The 16,826-nt window shown below is 48.2% G+C and carries 17 protein-coding genes; 3 read left to right on the top strand and 14 right to left on the bottom strand.

Annotated elements, in window-relative coordinates:
* The 4 genes from AC9UES_RS04590 to pyrE all read right to left on the bottom strand — a co-directional run.
* The coding region (locus tag AC9UES_RS04590; protein WP_509527119.1) for an adenylosuccinate synthetase at positions 1-217 on the bottom strand (217 nt) is incomplete at its 3' end.
* Positions 218-262: 45 nt separating this feature from the next.
* Positions 263-922 carry a TrmH family RNA methyltransferase gene (locus AC9UES_RS04585; protein WP_509527118.1) on the bottom strand — a complete coding sequence of 220 codons (660 nt, stop codon included), beginning with the start codon at positions 920-922 and terminating at the stop codon, positions 263-265.
* The gene (locus AC9UES_RS04580; protein ID WP_509527117.1) at positions 923-2,152 is read right to left on the bottom strand and encodes an MFS transporter; all 1,230 of its coding nucleotides are present in this window, start codon (positions 2,150-2,152) and stop codon (positions 923-925) included. It abuts the gene before it with no gap.
* Between the two features lies 1 nt (position 2,153).
* Entirely contained in the window at positions 2,154-2,714 is a 561-nt protein-coding gene (gene pyrE, locus AC9UES_RS04575; protein ID WP_509527116.1) for an orotate phosphoribosyltransferase, read from the bottom strand.
* A 17-nt stretch (positions 2,715-2,731) separates the two neighbouring features.
* Between pyrE and AC9UES_RS04570 the strand changes: the two genes are divergently transcribed.
* Entirely contained in the window at positions 2,732-3,514 is a 783-nt protein-coding gene (locus AC9UES_RS04570) for an exodeoxyribonuclease III (protein ID WP_509527115.1), read from the top strand.
* On the opposite strand, the gene AC9UES_RS04565 is transcribed toward AC9UES_RS04570, so the two are convergent.
* Genes AC9UES_RS04565 through dnaK form a run of 5 tightly spaced genes read right to left on the bottom strand, consistent with a single transcriptional unit; the run spans position 3,511 to position 9,383 of the window.
* The gene (locus AC9UES_RS04565) at positions 3,511-5,670 is read right to left on the bottom strand and encodes an ATP-dependent Clp protease ATP-binding subunit (protein ID WP_509527114.1); all 2,160 of its coding nucleotides are present in this window, start codon (positions 5,668-5,670) and stop codon (positions 3,511-3,513) included. The two genes, AC9UES_RS04570 and AC9UES_RS04565, sit on opposite strands and share 4 nt — an antisense overlap.
* Positions 5,655-6,068, bottom strand: coding sequence for a heat shock protein transcriptional repressor HspR (locus AC9UES_RS04560; protein WP_509527113.1), 414 nt, complete (start codon positions 6,066-6,068; stop codon positions 5,655-5,657). Before AC9UES_RS04560 ends, AC9UES_RS04565 begins: the two co-directional genes overlap by 16 nt.
* A gap of 16 nt (positions 6,069-6,084) precedes the next feature.
* Positions 6,085-6,999 carry a DnaJ C-terminal domain-containing protein gene (locus tag AC9UES_RS04555; RefSeq protein WP_509527112.1) on the bottom strand — a complete coding sequence of 305 codons (915 nt, stop codon included), beginning with the start codon at positions 6,997-6,999 and terminating at the stop codon, positions 6,085-6,087.
* A 3-nt stretch (positions 7,000-7,002) separates the two neighbouring features.
* Complete coding sequence (locus AC9UES_RS04550; protein WP_509527111.1) at positions 7,003-7,542, bottom strand: nucleotide exchange factor GrpE; 540 nt, start codon at positions 7,540-7,542, stop codon at positions 7,003-7,005.
* Complete coding sequence (gene dnaK / locus AC9UES_RS04545) at positions 7,542-9,383, bottom strand: molecular chaperone DnaK (RefSeq protein WP_509527110.1); 1,842 nt, start codon at positions 9,381-9,383, stop codon at positions 7,542-7,544. Before dnaK ends, AC9UES_RS04550 begins: the two co-directional genes overlap by 1 nt.
* A gap of 213 nt (positions 9,384-9,596) precedes the next feature.
* Here dnaK and AC9UES_RS04540 point away from each other — a divergent pair, with 213 nt between their 5' ends.
* Positions 9,597-10,937, top strand: a complete 1,341-nt coding sequence (locus tag AC9UES_RS04540) for an MFS transporter (protein ID WP_509527109.1) — start codon at positions 9,597-9,599, stop codon at positions 10,935-10,937.
* On the opposite strand, the gene dcd is transcribed toward AC9UES_RS04540, so the two are convergent.
* Positions 10,934-11,530, bottom strand: a complete 597-nt coding sequence (gene dcd, locus AC9UES_RS04535; RefSeq protein ID WP_509527108.1) for a dCTP deaminase — start codon at positions 11,528-11,530, stop codon at positions 10,934-10,936. The two genes, AC9UES_RS04540 and dcd, sit on opposite strands and share 4 nt — an antisense overlap.
* 63 nt (positions 11,531-11,593) lie before the next feature.
* Between dcd and AC9UES_RS04530 the strand changes: the two genes are divergently transcribed.
* The gene (locus tag AC9UES_RS04530; RefSeq protein ID WP_509527107.1) at positions 11,594-12,703 is read left to right on the top strand and encodes a DUF2834 domain-containing protein; all 1,110 of its coding nucleotides are present in this window, start codon (positions 11,594-11,596) and stop codon (positions 12,701-12,703) included.
* Here AC9UES_RS04530 and AC9UES_RS04525 read toward each other — a convergent pair.
* The 4 genes from AC9UES_RS04525 to AC9UES_RS04510 all read right to left on the bottom strand — a co-directional run bounded on the left by AC9UES_RS04525 (position 12,700) and on the right by AC9UES_RS04510 (position 16,819).
* Complete coding sequence (locus tag AC9UES_RS04525; RefSeq protein ID WP_509527106.1) at positions 12,700-14,058, bottom strand: ATP-dependent DNA helicase; 1,359 nt, start codon at positions 14,056-14,058, stop codon at positions 12,700-12,702. The genes AC9UES_RS04530 and AC9UES_RS04525 overlap by 4 nt on opposite strands.
* Positions 14,059-16,011, bottom strand: a complete 1,953-nt coding sequence (locus AC9UES_RS04520; RefSeq protein ID WP_509527105.1) for a bifunctional copper resistance protein CopD/cytochrome c oxidase assembly protein — start codon at positions 16,009-16,011, stop codon at positions 14,059-14,061. It abuts the gene before it with no gap.
* Entirely contained in the window at positions 16,008-16,472 is a 465-nt protein-coding gene (locus AC9UES_RS04515) for a methyltransferase family protein (RefSeq protein ID WP_509527104.1), read from the bottom strand. Before AC9UES_RS04515 ends, AC9UES_RS04520 begins: the two co-directional genes overlap by 4 nt.
* A gap of 74 nt (positions 16,473-16,546) precedes the next feature.
* The gene (locus AC9UES_RS04510; protein ID WP_509522842.1) at positions 16,547-16,819 is read right to left on the bottom strand and encodes an HU family DNA-binding protein; all 273 of its coding nucleotides are present in this window, start codon (positions 16,817-16,819) and stop codon (positions 16,547-16,549) included.
* Positions 16,820-16,826: the final 7 nt, after the last annotated feature.

The following is a 16,826-nucleotide window of genomic DNA, read 5'->3' as shown; positions in this document are numbered from 1 at the left end:
CGACACCGTTACCAATTACTGGAATTACTCCGGGTGTGAGAATGCCGCTAGGCAGTAGGTGCAAAGCGAACTTCTTGTCCCCGATAACGACTGTGTGTCCGGCGTTGTTTCCGCCTTGGTATCTAACTACGTAGTCGACTCGATTTCCGAGTAAGTCTGTGGCTTTGCCCTTGCCTTCGTCGCCCCATTGGGCGCCAACTAGGACTATTGCGGGCACCAGAAAATCCTACCAGCTAGCTAGTTCTGGGCCTTTGGGGACTTGTTAGGAGCCGAACTTGTGCTGGGTGATCCAAGCGTGCATCGTGATGGCTGCTGCCGCACTAGCGTTTATGGACCTGGTGGAGCCGTACTGGGTTATCTCCACAACGTCTTTTGAAGCTTCGATTGCTGCCTCTGACAAACCAGGACCTTCTTGACCAAATAACAGAACACAGCTTTTTGGAATTTGGTAGCTTTCAAGCTGCTTGCAGCCAGGAACATTGTCGATTGCAATAATCGGCAACGCTTTGCCATCGTTAGCTGTTGCAGCCCAAGCAACAAAGTCCTCCACAGTTGGGTGGTGCTTTATGTGCTGGTAGCGATCAGTGACCATGGCACCGCGCCTATTCCAACGCCTATTGCCGATGATATGAACTTCGGCCGCTAGAAAAGCATTTGCGGTTCGAACGATAGATCCAATGTTTAGATCGTGTTGCCAGTTCTCAATTGCAACATGGAAGCTATGCCTTTTGGAATCTAAGTCGGCAACGATGGCTTCCATCGACCAGTATCGATACTTGTCCACAACGTTTCTGGTGTCCCCGTTTGCTAGTAACTCAGGATCGTATTTTGCGGCATCGGAACCGGTTGGTAAATCGCCAACCCAAGGACCCACTCCCCAAGTGGTTTGTTCTGCTACGAAATCAGAATCTTCGGGCTGCACCTAAACTGCCTCAATCTTTTGCGCTTGGTCTAATTGAATGTTTGCCTTGTTGAACGAGACAAACACCGACAAGAGTAGAACTAAAATAGCCAGGAATAAATAGACCGGCTGAACGCCAACCGCGTCAACAGCAAGTCCCACTCCAACAGCGGTAAGCATCGGTCCAGCACTCCAAATTGTCATTTCGATACCAAAAACTCTTCCCCGCATACTTTCAGGGATCACTCTTTGCACGACTGTGTTAAGCATCGGCATCAGTGGTCCCCAGCTAAAGCCAAGTACTGCTCCCGCTGCCAGCAGAATGGGCATCGGAGGAATAAAGGACATAACTAACACTGAAAGCCCGAGCCCAATGAAGCCAAACTTCAAAATTGTTGAATAGCTTAGATATTTCTGAAGAGTCTCAAAAAGTAATGCCCCCAGAACAGATGCACCAGCCATTGTTGAAATCAAGATTCCAAGTCCAGTTGCATAATCCAACGCGTTGAAATGGGCCGGGAGAATAACCATCTCGGTTGGAAGATAAATCATTGCCAGAGTGAGAACGAAGCTCATTCCTATTAATACAGCTGGGGTTTGCGATATCGTCTTGATTCCAAGAGCAGTATCGCGAAGCAAACTTCCAGTTTCAGATACGCCGTCACCTCGATGCTCAACGGTGTTGATTAGCATGGCTGAAATTGAAGATAGGGCGGAAAACACTGCCACCACAACGAACACATCGTATGGACCGATTAAAGCGATAAAGGCCGCTCCCACCGCAGGACCAATGGCAAAACCGGTTGCAAATACTGCTTCGTGAATTGAGTTTGCGCGCTCCAAAGAAATACGTGCAGGTCCTGCGATATCTGGAATGATCGATTTTCTCGCAGTCGAAGCTGCTGGGTTCACAATTGCCCGTGCAGTTGCAAGAACCACTAATAGAACGAATCCAATTTCCACAAAACTGTGAACAACCGGAATCAACAAGATTGCAACAGCGGACAGTCCCTCAGAAATGATTGCGCTGACTTTTCGACCAATGCGGTCAACGATTGTTCCAAGAATTGGACTCAGGAACAATCCTGGGATTGCCGTTAGTGCGACAACCGCTCCAGCCATTGCAGCAGAACCAGTAATTTCAAGTGCTAACCAGGGAAGCGCAATAAAGACCATGGAGCCTGCAATAACGCTTGTGATGTTAGACAGCTCGACAAAAATGTACGAGGCAATGCCTCGGCTACTACTCAATTTATAAACCTAATTCCTCTAACGAGATAAGTGACAGGTAGCGATAGCCCTTTGCTTCGATTGCCTGTCTGGCACCGGTATTCCTATCCACCACGGTTGCAACCGCCAAGATCTTGCCGCCTGCTTTTTCCAATGCAGCGGCAGCGGTTAGTGGTGATCCCCCAGTAGTTGATGTGTCTTCAATAACAATAAGCGACTTACCTGCTACATCGGGCCCTTCGACCTGACGACCCATGCCGTGAGCTTTTGCTTCCTTGCGAACCACAAATGCGTCAACTGTTTTACCCATGGCGCTTGCCTGGTGCAACATTGCGGTTGCCACTGGATCTGCTCCCATTGTTAGTCCGCCAACAGCGTCAAATTTCTCGATTGCTGCATCTTCAAGCATTTGAATCATGAGCCGGCCAATCAATGGGGCTGCCTCATGGTGAAGTGTTGCTCGTCGAAGATCAACGTAGTAATCGGCTTCAAGTCCGCTAGAAAGGGTTACTTTTCCGTGCACAACAGCTAAGTCCTTGATTAATTGAACAAGTTTTGCTTTGTCGCTGGTGCTTGAAGTCATAGCTATAAGTTTAAGGAGTGAAAATAGCCACCTGGAACGTGAACTCCATAAGAACCCGTGTTGGAAGGGTATTGGCTTACCTAGAGGCCTCGGGAACCGATGTTTTGGCAATGCAAGAGATCAAATGTAAGCCAGATCAATTTCCATATGCCCCGTTTGAAGAAGCTGGCTACCAAATCACCATGCATGGACTAAACCAATGGAACGGTGTGGCATTCGCATCAAAGATTCCTGCAGAGGACATCGAAATAGGTTTTACTGGAATGCCTGGCTTTGGTCCAGAAACCAAAGAAGAAGCTAGGGCAATCGCAGCTACCTTTGATGGAGTTCGGCTGTGGAGTTTGTATGTTCCAAACGGCAGAACATTGGATGATCCTCATTACACATACAAACTTGAGTGGCTTGATCGTCTAGCTGCGATTACTGCAGAAAGTTTGGAAAATGATCCTTCAACGCCTTTGGCGCTAATGGGGGATTTTAATATCGCACCACTTGATACCGACGTTTGGGACATTAACTTTTTTGCAGGCTCCACTCATGTTTCATCAGCAGAGCGCCAAGCTTTCGAAGCCTTCGAGCAAATTGGTTTGCAAGATGTTGTTCGAAAACTAATCCCAGAAGGATATACCTACTGGGATTACCAGCAACTTCGCTTTCAAAGAAATGAAGGCATGCGAATCGATTTCATTTTAGGTTCAGATTCTTTTGCTGAAAAAGTCACTGCGGCCAAGATTGAACGTGACGAGCGAAAAGGTGAAGGCCCGAGCGATCACGTTCCGGTGGTTGTTGAGATTTCCTAATCCAACGATGTCACAGACACACTCAGGTTTTCCGAGCCTTCTGCGTAATCAACTTTCACCAATGATCCGTCATGAATTGAGCCAGCAAGAATGAGATTTGCAAGCTGATCATCAATTTGCTGCTGCATCAACCTTCTCAACGGTCTCGCTCCATAAATTGGGTCATAGCCTTTATCTGCCAACCAGGCTCGAGCTGCTGGTGTTACCGCAAGTTCTAGTCGCTTTTCACTCAATCGGTGCGTTAGTCGGTCGATGTTCAATTCAACAATTTGGCCCAGCTCTGTTCTATCTAGGGTCTGGAACACAACAATGTCATCGAGTCGATTTAGAAACTCTGGCTTGAAGCTTGCTCTAACAGCAGCAAGAACGGCTTCTTTCTTTTGCGAATCATCAAGCTCAGGGTCAATAAGAAATTGTGATCCTAAGTTTGATGTGAGAATCAAAATCACATTTCTAAAATCTACTGTTCTACCTTGACCGTCAGTTAGTCGACCGTCATCTAGAACCTGCAGTAGAACATCGAAAACCTCTGGGTGTGCTTTTTCTACTTCATCTAACAAAATCACCGAGTATGGACGTCTGCGTACGGCTTCAGTTAGCTGCCCACCTTCTTCGTAGCCAATGTATCCAGGAGGTGCACCGATGAGTCTGGAAACTGAATGCTTTTCGGCATACTCGCTCATATCGATTCGAACCATAGATTTCTCATCATCAAACAAGAATGCAGCGAGAGACTTAGCTAACTCGGTTTTACCAACACCTGTTGGACCAAGAAACATAAATGACCCGGTTGGCCGATCAGGATCTGAAATACCCGCTTTGGTTCTTCGCACTGCATCAGACACTGACTTGACGGCCGCTTTTTGACCAATTAGGCGCTTGGCAAGTTCTTGCTCAAGTTTTAAAAGTTTTGCGGACTCGCCAGCAAGTAACCGTCCGGTTGGAATTCCAGTCCATGCGGAAACAACGGCGGCGATGTCTTCTTCAGTCACATGGTCGTTAACCATTCTGACCTTGTCGACATCTCCTGCTACTTCCTCAGCGATGAGCTCCTTTTCGAGTGCTGGAATCTCACCATAGAGAAGCTTGGAGGCTAGTTCGAGATTACCTTCACGCTGAGCCTTGTCAGCTTCGATTCTGAGAGAGTCAAGTTTGGTTTTTAGATCACCAATCTTGTTGAGCTCTTTACGCTCTAGCTCCCAGCGGCTCGTAAGCTCCTTAAGCGAGGCGGATTTCTCGGCTAAATCCTCTCGAAGTTTTGCAAGTCGCTCTTTTGATGCGGCGTCTTTTTCCTTTTGAAGTGCAAGTTCTTCTAGCTTTAGTCGATCAACTTTTCGGCGTAGCTCATCGATCTCTACGGGGGCCGAGTCAATCTCCATGCGCAACCTGGAGGCTGCCTCATCAATTAGATCAATTGCCTTGTCTGGAAGCTGGCGACCTGTGATGTATCGGTTTGAAAGTGTTGCCGCTGCAACCAGAGCGCTGTCAGCAATGGCCACTTTGTGGTGCGCTTCGTAGCGCTCCTTGAGACCTCGCAGAATTGCGACCGTGTCAACAACACTTGGCTCACCAACAAAGACCTGCTGGAATCGGCGCTCCAACGCAGCATCTTTTTCAATGCGTTCGCGGTATTCATCTAAAGTCGTAGCGCCAATGAGACGAAGTTCTCCCCTGGCAAGCATGGGTTTTAGCATGTTCGATGCGTCCATCGAACCATCGCCACCTCCTGCTCCTACAAGGTTGTGAAGCTCATCAACAAAAGTGATGATCTGCCCTTCGGATGCATTTATTTCAGCAAGAACAGCCTTTAGGCGCTCTTCGAATTCACCACGATATTTTGCACCCGCAACCATGGCCGCAAGGTCAAGGGAGATCAGCTGCTTTCCTTTTAGGCTCTCTGGAACGTCGCCAGCAATGATTCTTTGAGCCAGTCCTTCAACAACGGCTGTCTTGCCCACTCCAGGCTCCCCGATAAGGACAGGGTTGTTTTTTGTTCGGCGAGAAAGCACTTGGCTTACGCGGCGTATCTCAGCATCTCGACCTATTACTGGGTCCAACTTTCCAGACTTTGCAATGTCGGTTAGATTTACGCCAAATTTTTCTAGAGCAGATTTCTGTTCTTCTTGTTGTTGGTTCTGGTTCAACGGGACCTCCATAAAACAACTTGGGTAGATCTTGTAGGTCTCTTACCGGCCGCCAGGCTCTCGACGCCCTGCTCGCCCGCGGAGAAGATTCTCGCGCCAGGACGATTGAGCATTTCGTTGGCTAGAGCCTGCTCAAGGTCTCTTACTCTTTTTTTGAGTTCGATGTTTTGGTTTTCTAAGTCAAGGATCCTCTTGATTCCCTCGAGTGAAACTCCCTCTGTTGAAAGCCTTGCGATCTCACGAAGTTGAGCAACGTTTCGCATTGTGTAACGTCTTGATTGGCCGGCCGTTCTTGAGGGGGAAACCAAGCCAAGGCGGTCGTATTGCCTAAGTGTTTGAGGGTGCATCAATGCCAATTCAGCTGCAACAGAAATCACAAACAGTGGTGTGTTTTCATCTAGCTCAGTCATTTCCCACCTCCTTTGGTTACAGTAAGCCAGCTCTAGAAATCAAATCGGAACGAGGGTCTTCTTTTGGCATTTGTTCTTCAAATTCCAAAAGTGCTTTTTTGGCCTTTTCGGACAAATGAGATGGGACTGCAACTTCAACGGTTGCAAGCAAATCTCCACGGTTATTTCCAAGATCGACGCCACGACCCTTGATTCGAAGCACTCGACCATTTGGAATACCTGGATGAATTTTTAACTTCACGGGTTCCCCACCAAGAGTCGGGACACTAATGGTGGCCCCTAGCGCTGCCTCGGTAAAAGTTACTGGGACTGCAACTCGTAAGTTGATTCCATCTCGAACGAAAACCGGATGAGGTTTTACTCGAACTGTCACAATCAGATCTCCGGAAGGTCCTCCGTTTGGAGAAGGTCTTCCTTTGCCACGCAGTTTTATTTTTTGACCGTCGACAACCCCAGCAGGTATCTTGACGTTTAGAGCTTCCATACCCTGAAGGCTGAGCTTGATTGTTGCACCCTTGATGGAATCGATAAAGTCGATCGAAGTTCTGGCGGTTAGATCGATTCCAGGTGTGGGGCCAAAATCAAATCCGCCGAAGCCTCCACCAAATCCGCCACCTCGACCACCAAATATATTTGAGAAGACATCTTCAAAGCCACCGCCTGCGCCAGCACCACCTGATGTGAATCTTGCACCAGAACCCATGGCCTTGATTGCGTCATACTCTTTGCGCTGTTCAGCATCAGACAAAACAGAGAACGCTTCGCTAATCTCCTTGAATTTTGCTTCTGCTTTGGCGTCTCCCGGGTTGGAATCCGGATGGTACTGCCTAGCTAGTTTTCGGTAGGTCTTTTTGATATCAGAATCCGAGGCGTCCTTGGCTACGCCAAGAACTTGATAAAAGTCCTTTTCAAACCAGTCTTGGCTCGCCATGACTTATTCCTGCTCCGGAACGAAAACCGAAACCATAGCGGGTCGAATTAGGCGATCATCAATCATGAATCCAGCCTCAATTACCTCGTTAATAGTTGGTTCGGTCACTTCTTTGCTTGGCGTTTGCACGAGAGCGTTATGAATCTCAGGGTCAAACTTCTCTCCCTTTTCAGCAAATTTCTTTAGCCCGAATTTGTCACCCGCACTGCGAATCTTGGTAACTACTGCCATAAACGGTGTTCCCTCTAAATCGCCGTGGGCTTCTGCACGCTCTAAATCATCAAGTGCTGGCAGCAGAGATCGAAGCACTTCAACAATTGCTGAGTTTCTTGCTTGATCTCTGTCGCGCTCAACTCTTGCTTTGTAGTTTACGAATTCTGCCTGCAGACGCTGCAAATCAGCAAGAAGCTCTGCTTCTTTACTTATTGGTCCAGTTTCTTCAACTAAGTCAGCTAGCTCAGCATCAAGGGGGTCCGAAGGTGTTTCGGACGCCTCTTGATCTGTTGCTTCGTTCTCAGTTGGCTCTAGATTCTCTTCCGTCATTACTTCTTCTCGTCAGCAGGCTCTTCGTCTACAACTTCAGCATCTACGACATCTTCGCTGGAAGCTTCTGGTTCGGCAGGAGCATCCTCCGAAGTGTTTGCGTAGATTGCCTCGCCTAGTTTCTGGGCTGAGGTGGCTAGCTTCTCGTTAGCACTCTTGATGGCGTCGATGTCGTCGCCAGCAAGTGCAGTCTTTAGAGCATCGATGTCTGCTTGAACTTCGGTCTTAACTTCTTCAGGAAGTTTGTCATCGTTATCCTTGATGATCTTCTCTGTTTGGTAAGCCATCTGCTCGGCAGTGTTCTTAAGGTCTTGCTCTTCACGACGCTTCTTGTCTTCAGCAGCGTGCTCTTCAGCTTCCTTAACCATGCGTTCGATGTCTTCTTTCGCAAGTGAGGATCCACCTGTGATTGTCATCGACTGCTCTTTTCCGGTTCCCTTGTCCTTAGCGGACACGTGAACGATACCGTTAGCGTCGATGTCGAAAGTAACTTCAACCTGAGGGATACCGCGCGGTGCTGGTGCGATACCGGTTAGTTCAAAGTTTCCTAGAGACTTGTTGTCCCTGGTGAACTCGCGCTCACCCTGGTAAACCTGAATCGAAACCGAAGGCTGGTTGTCATCGGCAGTAGTGAAGGTTTCGCTTCGCTTGGTTGGAATCGCAGTGTTGCGCTCGATTAGCTTGGTCATGATTCCACCTTTGGTTTCAATTCCAAGAGCTAGTGGAGTCACGTCGATAAGTAGAACGTCTTTACGCTCACCTTTTAGAACACCGGCCTGGAGTGAAGCACCAACAGCAACAACCTCATCTGGGTTTACTGCCTTGTTTGGTTCTTTTCCTCCGGTTAGCTGCTTTACCAATTCGGTAACCGCTGGCATACGAGTTGATCCACCAACCATCACAACGTGTGCGATGTCGGCAACCTTTACACCCGCTTCCTTGATTACGTCATTGAAAGGCTTCTTGGTGCGCTCTAGTAGATCAGAGGTAAGTTGCTCGAACTGAGCACGAGTAATTGTCTCGTCCAAGTTCGCTGGGCCGTTTTCAGTAAGAGATAGATATGGAAGCTGAATGTTTGCAGTAGTGGACTGAGAAAGTTCTTTCTTAGCCTGCTCCGCTGCTTCCTTTAGACGCTGCAAAGCGATCTTGTCTTTAGCAACGTCAACACCAGTGGTGTCTTTGAACTTCTTGACTAGGTGATCAACGATTCTCTGGTCCCAGTCATCTCCACCTAGGCGGTTATCACCTGAAGTTGAGCGAACCTGAATGGTAGAGAAGTCATCATCTTTTCCTACCTCAAGTAGAGATACGTCGAATGTTCCTCCACCAAGGTCAAATACCAAGATGAGTTCATCTTGCTGACCCTTATCTAGTCCGTAGGCCAAAGCAGCTGCAGTTGGCTCGTTGATGATGCGAAGAACGTTTAGTCCTGCAATCTCACCGGCTTCCTTGGTTGCCTGACGCTCGGCGTCGTTGAAGTAAGCCGGAACCGTGATCACGGCGTCGGTTACGGATTCACCCAGGTAGGTCTCGGCGTCTCTTTTGAGCTTGGACAGAATCCTGGCCGATATCTCCTGAGCGGTGTAATTCTTGTCATCGACCTTGAACTTCCAGTCGGTGCCCATGTGCCTCTTTACCGAGGCAATGGTGCGGTCTACGTTGGTGACGGCCTGGCGCTTGGCGGTCTCGCCCACCAGAACCTCTCCATCCTTGGTGAAAGCCACTATGGAAGGTGTGGTTCTAAAGCCCTCAGCGTTGACGATAACCGTTGGCTCTCCACCTTCTAGAACTGAAACTGCGCTATTGGTGGTTCCTAGGTCAATACCCACTGCACGTGCCATGCTTGTTTTCTCCTTGTATTTACTGGTGTTTCGGGGTTGGGGACTCAAACTTGAGCCTCATTGACTCAAGTTTCACAAACTATCTTCAAATTGTCAAGTGTTTTCCAAAGAAACTTGAGTCGGCCCTGCTCAACTTCAAGAACAGGGATCTGTTCACGCCGAATTTTCCGCCTTGTTGTCGGAAACTGGCCATGCTTGCGCTACCTTGTTGCCATGACAAACACATCTGGAAAATCAAAGACCCGTTTACCTAGGACAAAGCTTGGCCAGAAGGGCACCTTCGCCTGGGCCCTGTGGGACTGGGCAGAGCAGCCCTATCCGACCATCATGCAGACCTTCATCTTCCCGGTCTACCTAGCCTCAGCGGTGGCAGAAGCTGGCACCAATGCAGATGCACTGCTGGGTATCGCAACAGGTATTGCGGGCTTTGTCCTGGCGGTAATCGCGCCGATTCTCGGTCGTCGTTCTGACATCGGTGGCCGCAGAAAGTTCTGGCTTATGACCAACACTTACGTGTTGGTTGGAATCATGATCGCTAGCTTCTTTGTCGAACCCAAAGCGGAGTTCCTGCTATTTGGTCTAGTTCTTTACGGCCTTGGTTCCATTGTTCAAGAGACAGCCTTTATCAACTACTACGCGATGCTCAGATCCGTTTCCTCTCCATCTACCATTGGTCGCATCTCAGGCTACGCGTGGGGACTAGGTTACCTCGGAGGAATCATCCTGCTTGCAGTCGCACTATTTGGATTTGTGCTTCCAGGAACAGTGTTTGGTGTTCCGGCTACCGACGGATTAGAAGTTAGAACTGTTTTCTTGTTCTGTGCAGTTTGGACTCTAGTTTTCTCTATCCCATTGCTACTTAGGGTTCCAGAAATTGAGGGAAAGAAAAATGCACCTAAGGAAAGTATTTTTGCTTCCTACGGTGCGCTATGGGGACAACTAAAGAGTCTTTACAAGCAAGCACCAGACACCTTCAAGTTCTTAATTTCCTCAGCTGTTTACCGTGACGGTCTAGCTGGTGTATTCACCTTTGGAGCAGTACTTGGATCTCTTGCTTTTGGTTTCACTCAAACCGAGATCATTATCTTCGGTATGGCTGCCAACATCGTTGCCGGAATTGGAGCTGTAATTGGAGGTCGCATTGACGATGTCGTTGGATCACGAAACGTAATTGCAGCTTCTCTAATCGGCCTGATAATTGCTGGCTTTGGTGTCTTTATCTTTGCCGACGCTGGTCAGATTACTTACTGGATTGGTGGTTTGGCACTGTGCTTGTTCGTAGGCCCAGCTCAAGCATCCTCCAGAACATTCGTGTCCAGGTTTGCTCCTGAGGGTCGCGAGGGTGAAGTGTTTGGTTTGTATCAGACCACCGGTCGCGCAATCAGCTTCCTATCGGGTTTTTTCTGGGCAACCGCAATCACAATTGCAGCAGTTGCTACCGGAGAAGAAAACACAACCATTTACGGTGTGTTGGGTCTGATGGTGATTCTGGTTGTTGGATTGGCGCTACTACTTAGAGTAAATCCAAACCCGAAGGTAAGTTACTCGAGCTAGTTTTCTAGTGGAGCATTACCAACATCTGTTCTATAGAAGTTCTTGTAACTTCTAGAAGCTGTTGGACCGCGCTGGCCTTGATATCTTGACGAGTATTTTTCGCTTCCGTAAGGATGCTCTGAAGGCGATGTCAGCTTGAAAAAGCAGAGCTGACCAATCTTCATTCCCGGCCAAAGTTTTATTGGCAGCGTTGCGACGTTTGAAAGCTCAAGGGTCACGTGACCTTTAAATCCTGGATCAACAAATCCTGCTGTTGAGTGAGTTAGCAGTCCAAGTCTTCCAAGTGAGCTTTTACCCTCTAACCTTGCTGCAACATCGTCTGGCAAGGTTACAAATTCATAAGTTGAGCCAAGAACAAATTCACCGGGGTGCAAGATGAAAGGTTCTGCTGAGTCAACCTCAATTAGACGTGTTAGCTCGTCCTGCTGCTCGGCAGGATCAATAAATGCGTACTTGTGATTGTCAAACAATCTAAAGAAGCGGTCTAGGCGAACATCGATTGAGCTTGGCTGCAGTAAGCCCATCTCGAGGGGTTCTAGCCCAATCTGGCCGGCTTCGATACTTGCGCGTATATCGCGATCTGACATCAACATTGCTCTAGATTACCGCTTCGATAAGCGTTGCTAGGGTAATAACTACCGAGGAAGGGAATCACCATGTTCGGCCACGAAGTTCGCGCCAGAATCTACTTTGTCTTAGCTGGCATCGGGCTCATTACCGCCTGGTGGTTTAACGCCATTGCCTCCCTCGAAGGTCAGGACTACATCAAAGCCTGGTTTGGTTCGGCTGTGGACTGGGTGCTCTCGCTGGATCTACTGATTGTGATTTTGGCTCTAGTGGTTTTCATGCTTTACGAAGCAAAGAAGCTTGGCATGAAGAGGGTGTGGCTGTATTTCTTAGCTTCTGGGATAACGGCGATGGCTTTCACTTTTCCGTTGTTTATGGCGTTCAGAGAACTTCGCAAGCAAAAGATCGCAATGGCTTTTGGCAAGCTCGAAACCTTTACAGTTGACAACCACCGCGTTGATGTTTGGGTTCCGGAAAAGGTAGTTTCTTACACGCCAATTCTGATGATGCACGATGGCAAGAATGTCTTTGATCCTAGAACTGCATCAACCAATACGCCGTGGAGAATCCTTGATGCGCTTAGAGACAAGAGAATCAAGGCCAATCCACAACCGCTTATTGTTGCCGTCCATGGCCTAGGTCCTGGCACCAGAATGCTGGAACTTGCCCCAAAGGAAATAGTCGAAGCACATCCAGACATCTTTGACAACCTGCCTCTTGAATACAAGCCAATTCACAAAACTTCAATGAACGGTGAATACAACGTTTTGCTCGCCGAGAAGATCCTCCCTATGGTCTTGGAAAAATACGGCATTGAGCATCAGATGGAACGAACCGCAATCGCTGGTGGTTCGATGGGGGGACTTGCTTCCCTTTATTTGATGAGCAAATACCCACATCTTTTTGGAGCAGCACTTTGCTTCTCAACGCACTGGATTATCGGTCACGAATACATGTCGCAAGAACTTCCCAAGTATCTTCCAAATCCTGGCAAGCACAAGATCTATACCGACAGCGGAACCGAAGGTTTGGATTTGTTCTACCCTCCGTTTCACAACAAAGCCATCAAAGGTTTTGAAGCTAGGGGATATGTTCGAGATAAAGACTTGATGTACGGCATATTTCCTGGAACCGCCCACGAAGAAAGTGACTGGGCAGCGAGGCTTCATCAGCCAATCAACTGGTGGCTGTTGGGCTAAAAAAGCTTTTCAACCGGTGCGGTTTTGACGCCACTCATAAACCTGATCACGTCTTTATCGACCATGACATCTTGCTGCCTAATCGCACGAGTCAAATACAACCCTTCCAAGGATCGAATTCGAGAAAGGGCAACGTAAGTTTGCCCCGGACTAAAAGCTCCGCGGCCAAGATCAATAACTGCTTCGTCGTAGGTCTGACCTTGAGATTTGTGAATTGTTACTGACCATGCAAGACGCAGCGGAATCTGCTGATACTCAGCCAGAGGAATAGTGACTAGCACTTCTTTCACACGACCGGTTTCTTCATCAAACTCTTCGTCGATTTCGTAACGGACTTTCTCCCAAGTCGCTTTTCCAACATCTAGTCTTTCGCCATCGACTTCAACTACCACTCCACCACTAGATGGCATGTCAACTACTTTTCCAATAGTTCCATTGACCCAGCGACGAACTAATCCATCGGAAGTTCTTTTGCCGTCATCGTTTTTTATGAACATAACTTGTGCACCAACTTTTAGCTCAAGTGATGGTTCTGCTGGAAGTGTTCTTCCAAATGCGGTTTCATCACTTGCACTAAATATCGCTTCGAAGGTCTTCGGCTTAGTAGTGAGTTTATTCATGCGCTCTTTATTGGTCTTATCCACACTTGCGTTTATGGTCGCCAGGCGAATTATTTCCTCATGCGAAGGAAATCTGTTTCCAGCAGCATTCAACGTATCGAGCATGTGCTGCTCAACTTCACCAACTCGAATCGCATTCAAAATAGTTTTGAAATCTTCATCAGACTGACGGAAGATTTCGCCGAGCTCGAATCTTTCTAGTGAATCTTCGCGCCAGACTTTTGCATCAAAAAACCAAATTGATTGGTAATTCTCACTCATGTAGTTTCGCTCTTCGTTGTTTCCTGGAACTGGGGAGAGTTGATACGGATCTCCGAACATAACAACCTGAGCTCCACCAAAAGGAAGTTTTCTTCTGCCCCTTGCTATTCCCATAGCGCGGGAGATAGCGTCCATCAAATCAGCATTGACCATCGAAACTTCGTCGATGATCAAGACATCAAGGGCCGCAAGAACTTCTCTAGTTCGCTTGTTCATGTGCCGTGCGAGATCTTGATCGGCCAGAATTCCAAAAGGAAAACCAAATAACGAGTGAATGGTAACTCCGCCAACGTTTAGCGCTGCAACACCAGTTGGAGCGCACACTGCAACATTTTTCTTGGTGTTCTCAACCAAGTAGCTAAGCAATGTTGATTTACCGGTTCCAGCACGGCCGGTTATAAAGATATTGTTTTCAGACTGCTCGATGTAATCGAAAAGGTTCTGCTGCTCAACAGAGAGTGTCACTGATTGCATCTAGGGCCTTTGGTTGATGCGATCTAGCATCTGATTGTAATTGTCGAGGTCTTTGTTACCGCTTCGATCAGAAGCGCGGTCTAATCTGACCGAATCTCTTCGGTCTGATTTGAACCATTGCCAAGACACAATTATCGCGAGCGCGATGGTTGGAAGCTCACCAATTCCCCAAGCGATTGCTCCACCGTTTTGTTGGTCTCCCAAAGGAGGAAGACCCCAGGTGCGACCCATAGCTCCAAACCAATCTGGAAGTAGCAATCCAGAACCTGTCATCAAGGCAACCCCGAAGAAGGCGTGGAACGCCATTACGAGAATGAGAGTAATAATCCGGAACGGATAGCCAACTCTGGCAGGCCCTGGATCTATTCCAATAAGTGACTGAACAAACAGGTATCCGGTAATCAGAAAATGAACAATCATCCACTGATGTCCAATGTGTTCACGGGTGGCCCAATCAAAAATGGGCGTGAAGTAGAAAATAACCAAAGAAGCTGCGAAGTTGATTGCTGCAAAACCTGGATGAGCGATAAACATCGCAGGCTTGGTGTGAACGGCCCAGAGCACCCATTCTCTAACCCCCCTAGATTCATCCGTTCGTTTATGAACAGCCCGCATTAGAAGCGTCACAGGTGCCCCTGGAACCAACAGCACCGGAATCGCCATAGTCAGGCTCATGTGAGCGATCATGTGGACACTGAATAGATACTCCTGATAGGCATTCAGGGAACCGCTGGTTGTAAAGATAAGTAGCAGCATGCCAAGCATCCAAGAGGCCGTTCTAGCTAACGGCCAGCTATCCCCGCGGAGTTTTAGAATCCTCACGCCAATTAGATAGGCCCCCATCGCAGCAAGGGCAATTACTAGCCAAAGAATATCAACCTTGGTCACGGTAAAGAAGGTCTCAAATGTGAACTCCGGCGGAAGCATCTCGCCAGTAAGAAACTGAGCAGGAGTTGGAACAATAAATTCCCCTTGCTCGACAGGTGTTGCAGTTCTAGCTAACGCAGTTCCCATTCCCACCGCCAAGCCCATAACCGATATCTCAAGAAGAGCTAGCTTAAAAAACGAACCCTTCTGGTCAATCTTTTGAAGTATCCCCCTGCGATAGATCGCACCGAATACTCCAAGCGCAATCAGTAGCCCTGCTTTTAGTATCAATAGCGCTCCGTAAGGACTTGCCAGGCTTTCAAAACTTGGCAGTCGAACATAACTAGATCCAATGCCCGATATGGCAACCAGCGCAAAGCTTGCTAATGCTAGAGATGAATAGCGCAAGGCCATCGGCTTGGAATTTCCTTGAAGTTCTGGCCGAATGGCAAACAAAGCAATTAGGCCCCCAACCCAGATAACTATTCCGACCAGGTGCATGCCGAGTGAATTGACCGCTAGCGAGTGATTCTCTGTTCCCGAAGCGTGGCCAATTAGCGCTAGGGGAATCAAGCTAGCAAGTCCCAGAGCTGCCGTAAGGGCGGTTCCGGTGAGGGAGCTAACCATCAGCGCCAAAGTTGCTATCGCTAGCGCTGCCAATAGATTCAGCCCAAATGAGATACCTAGTTCGATCTCAGTTGCGTAAACAAATAGGCCCTGACTAAAGCTGGGCTCTAGCGAGAAGCTTGCTCCAGATACTGAGATAAAGCTCAGTAGAAAGTGTGCGGAGCCAATAAGGACCCAAGCCGCAGCGGAAATAGCCGACAAGTTCAAGAGCTTGCGTAAAACAGCTGACTTATCGTTGGCCGCAAAGGCCGCCAAAACCAAAGAGCCGATGGCAACGGCCATCGCTAGATTCATAAGGCCTTTAGCTATCGGGGTTCCGTAACGAATTAGTGGCCCTGGATCAGAAAACTGTAGTGGATCAGCGCCGCCGCCAAGAATTAAGCCAAAAATGAGTGCGACCACCAGCCCGGAGATAGCAACCAAGCTGGCAGCTAGAAAGCGGTTTTGAAGTAAGGTCACCTTTTAAGCTTAGGTAAAAACCTGCCAGTTTTTTCCGCGTAGCTTGCGTAGTCAACGTATCTTGAGCGAAGTAGTTGCTCTTCAAAACTTGCCTTGTAATTCAGCAGAACAACAAGGGCTATGAAAAACAACATATGCGGAAACAAGCCACCACTTAGGGCCATTGCCAAACCAATAGCTAGCAGGGCCGTGTAAATAGGGTGCCTGGCAAATCGATACAACCCATCCGTAACTAACTCGCCTTTTTTGGCTGGAATTGGATGGGCGGTAAGCGATTTACCAAGAGCCAAGAAGGAAAGCCCAAGAATCACAAGCCCCATAGCAAGAAGAACTGCGATAGCAATAGTTACTGTGAGTGCAAAGGGCCCGTAGTTGATTGAGTTTGCTGGGTACAAAATCAGCAACCCAAGCAGGATGAATTGGCCAATAACCAGGAGGTTGCCTTTTAGCGAGTTGTTCATGGCCTAGCCTTTTGATTGAAAGTAATGAAAAAGGCACCGACCGAAGCCGATGCCTTTTTCTTCAAGAATGTAAGTTACTTGACTGAAGCCTTTAGCTTGGAACCTGCAGATACCTTTACGGTGTTTGAGGCTGCAATCTGGATTGTTGCACCAGTCTGTGGGTTACGGCCCGCACGTGCTGCACGGAAGCCCTTCTCTACTGATAGCCAACCTGGAATGGTCACTTTGGTGCCCTTCCTGATTTCCTTGGCAATAGTGTCAAACATTGCGTCAACAATGCGGTTTACGGCAGCCTGTGACTCGCCAGTGCTATCTGCGATTGCAGCTACTAGTTCGCTCTTGTTCATGTGGTCC

This window comes from Rhodoluna sp. (genome assembly GCF_044232805.1).
Classification (GTDB): domain Bacteria; phylum Actinomycetota; class Actinomycetes; order Actinomycetales; family Microbacteriaceae; genus Rhodoluna.
Note: the sequence above shows the minus strand (reverse complement) of the source record. Positions and strands in the feature narration are given on the sequence as shown.

What these genes read in the sequence shown, in the direction of transcription:
- AC9UES_RS04525 (WP_509527106.1), bottom strand. Translation starts at nt 14,058, where the DNA reads ATGCAATCAGTGACACTCTCTGTTGAGCAGCAGAACCTTTTCGATTAC.
- AC9UES_RS04565 (WP_509527114.1), bottom strand. Translation starts at nt 5,670, where the DNA reads ATGGAGGTCCCGTTGAACCAGAACCAACAACAAGAAGAACAGAAATCT.
- pyrE (WP_509527116.1), bottom strand. Translation starts at nt 2,714, where the DNA reads ATGACTTCAAGCACCAGCGACAAAGCAAAACTTGTTCAATTAATCAAG.
- AC9UES_RS04555 (WP_509527112.1), bottom strand. Translation starts at nt 6,999, where the DNA reads ATGGCGAGCCAAGACTGGTTTGAAAAGGACTTTTATCAAGTTCTTGGC.
- AC9UES_RS04540 (WP_509527109.1), top strand. Translation starts at nt 9,597, where the DNA reads ATGACAAACACATCTGGAAAATCAAAGACCCGTTTACCTAGGACAAAG.
- dcd (WP_509527108.1), bottom strand. Translation starts at nt 11,530, where the DNA reads ATGTTGATGTCAGATCGCGATATACGCGCAAGTATCGAAGCCGGCCAG.
- dnaK (WP_509527110.1), bottom strand. Translation starts at nt 9,383, where the DNA reads ATGGCACGTGCAGTGGGTATTGACCTAGGAACCACCAATAGCGCAGTT.
- AC9UES_RS04530 (WP_509527107.1), top strand. Translation starts at nt 11,594, where the DNA reads ATGTTCGGCCACGAAGTTCGCGCCAGAATCTACTTTGTCTTAGCTGGC.
- AC9UES_RS04550 (WP_509527111.1), bottom strand. Translation starts at nt 7,542, where the DNA reads ATGACGGAAGAGAATCTAGAGCCAACTGAGAACGAAGCAACAGATCAA.
- AC9UES_RS04510 (WP_509522842.1), bottom strand. Translation starts at nt 16,819, where the DNA reads ATGAACAAGAGCGAACTAGTAGCTGCAATCGCAGATAGCACTGGCGAG.
- AC9UES_RS04560 (WP_509527113.1), bottom strand. Translation starts at nt 6,068, where the DNA reads ATGACTGAGCTAGATGAAAACACACCACTGTTTGTGATTTCTGTTGCA.
- AC9UES_RS04515 (WP_509527104.1), bottom strand. Translation starts at nt 16,472, where the DNA reads ATGAACAACTCGCTAAAAGGCAACCTCCTGGTTATTGGCCAATTCATC.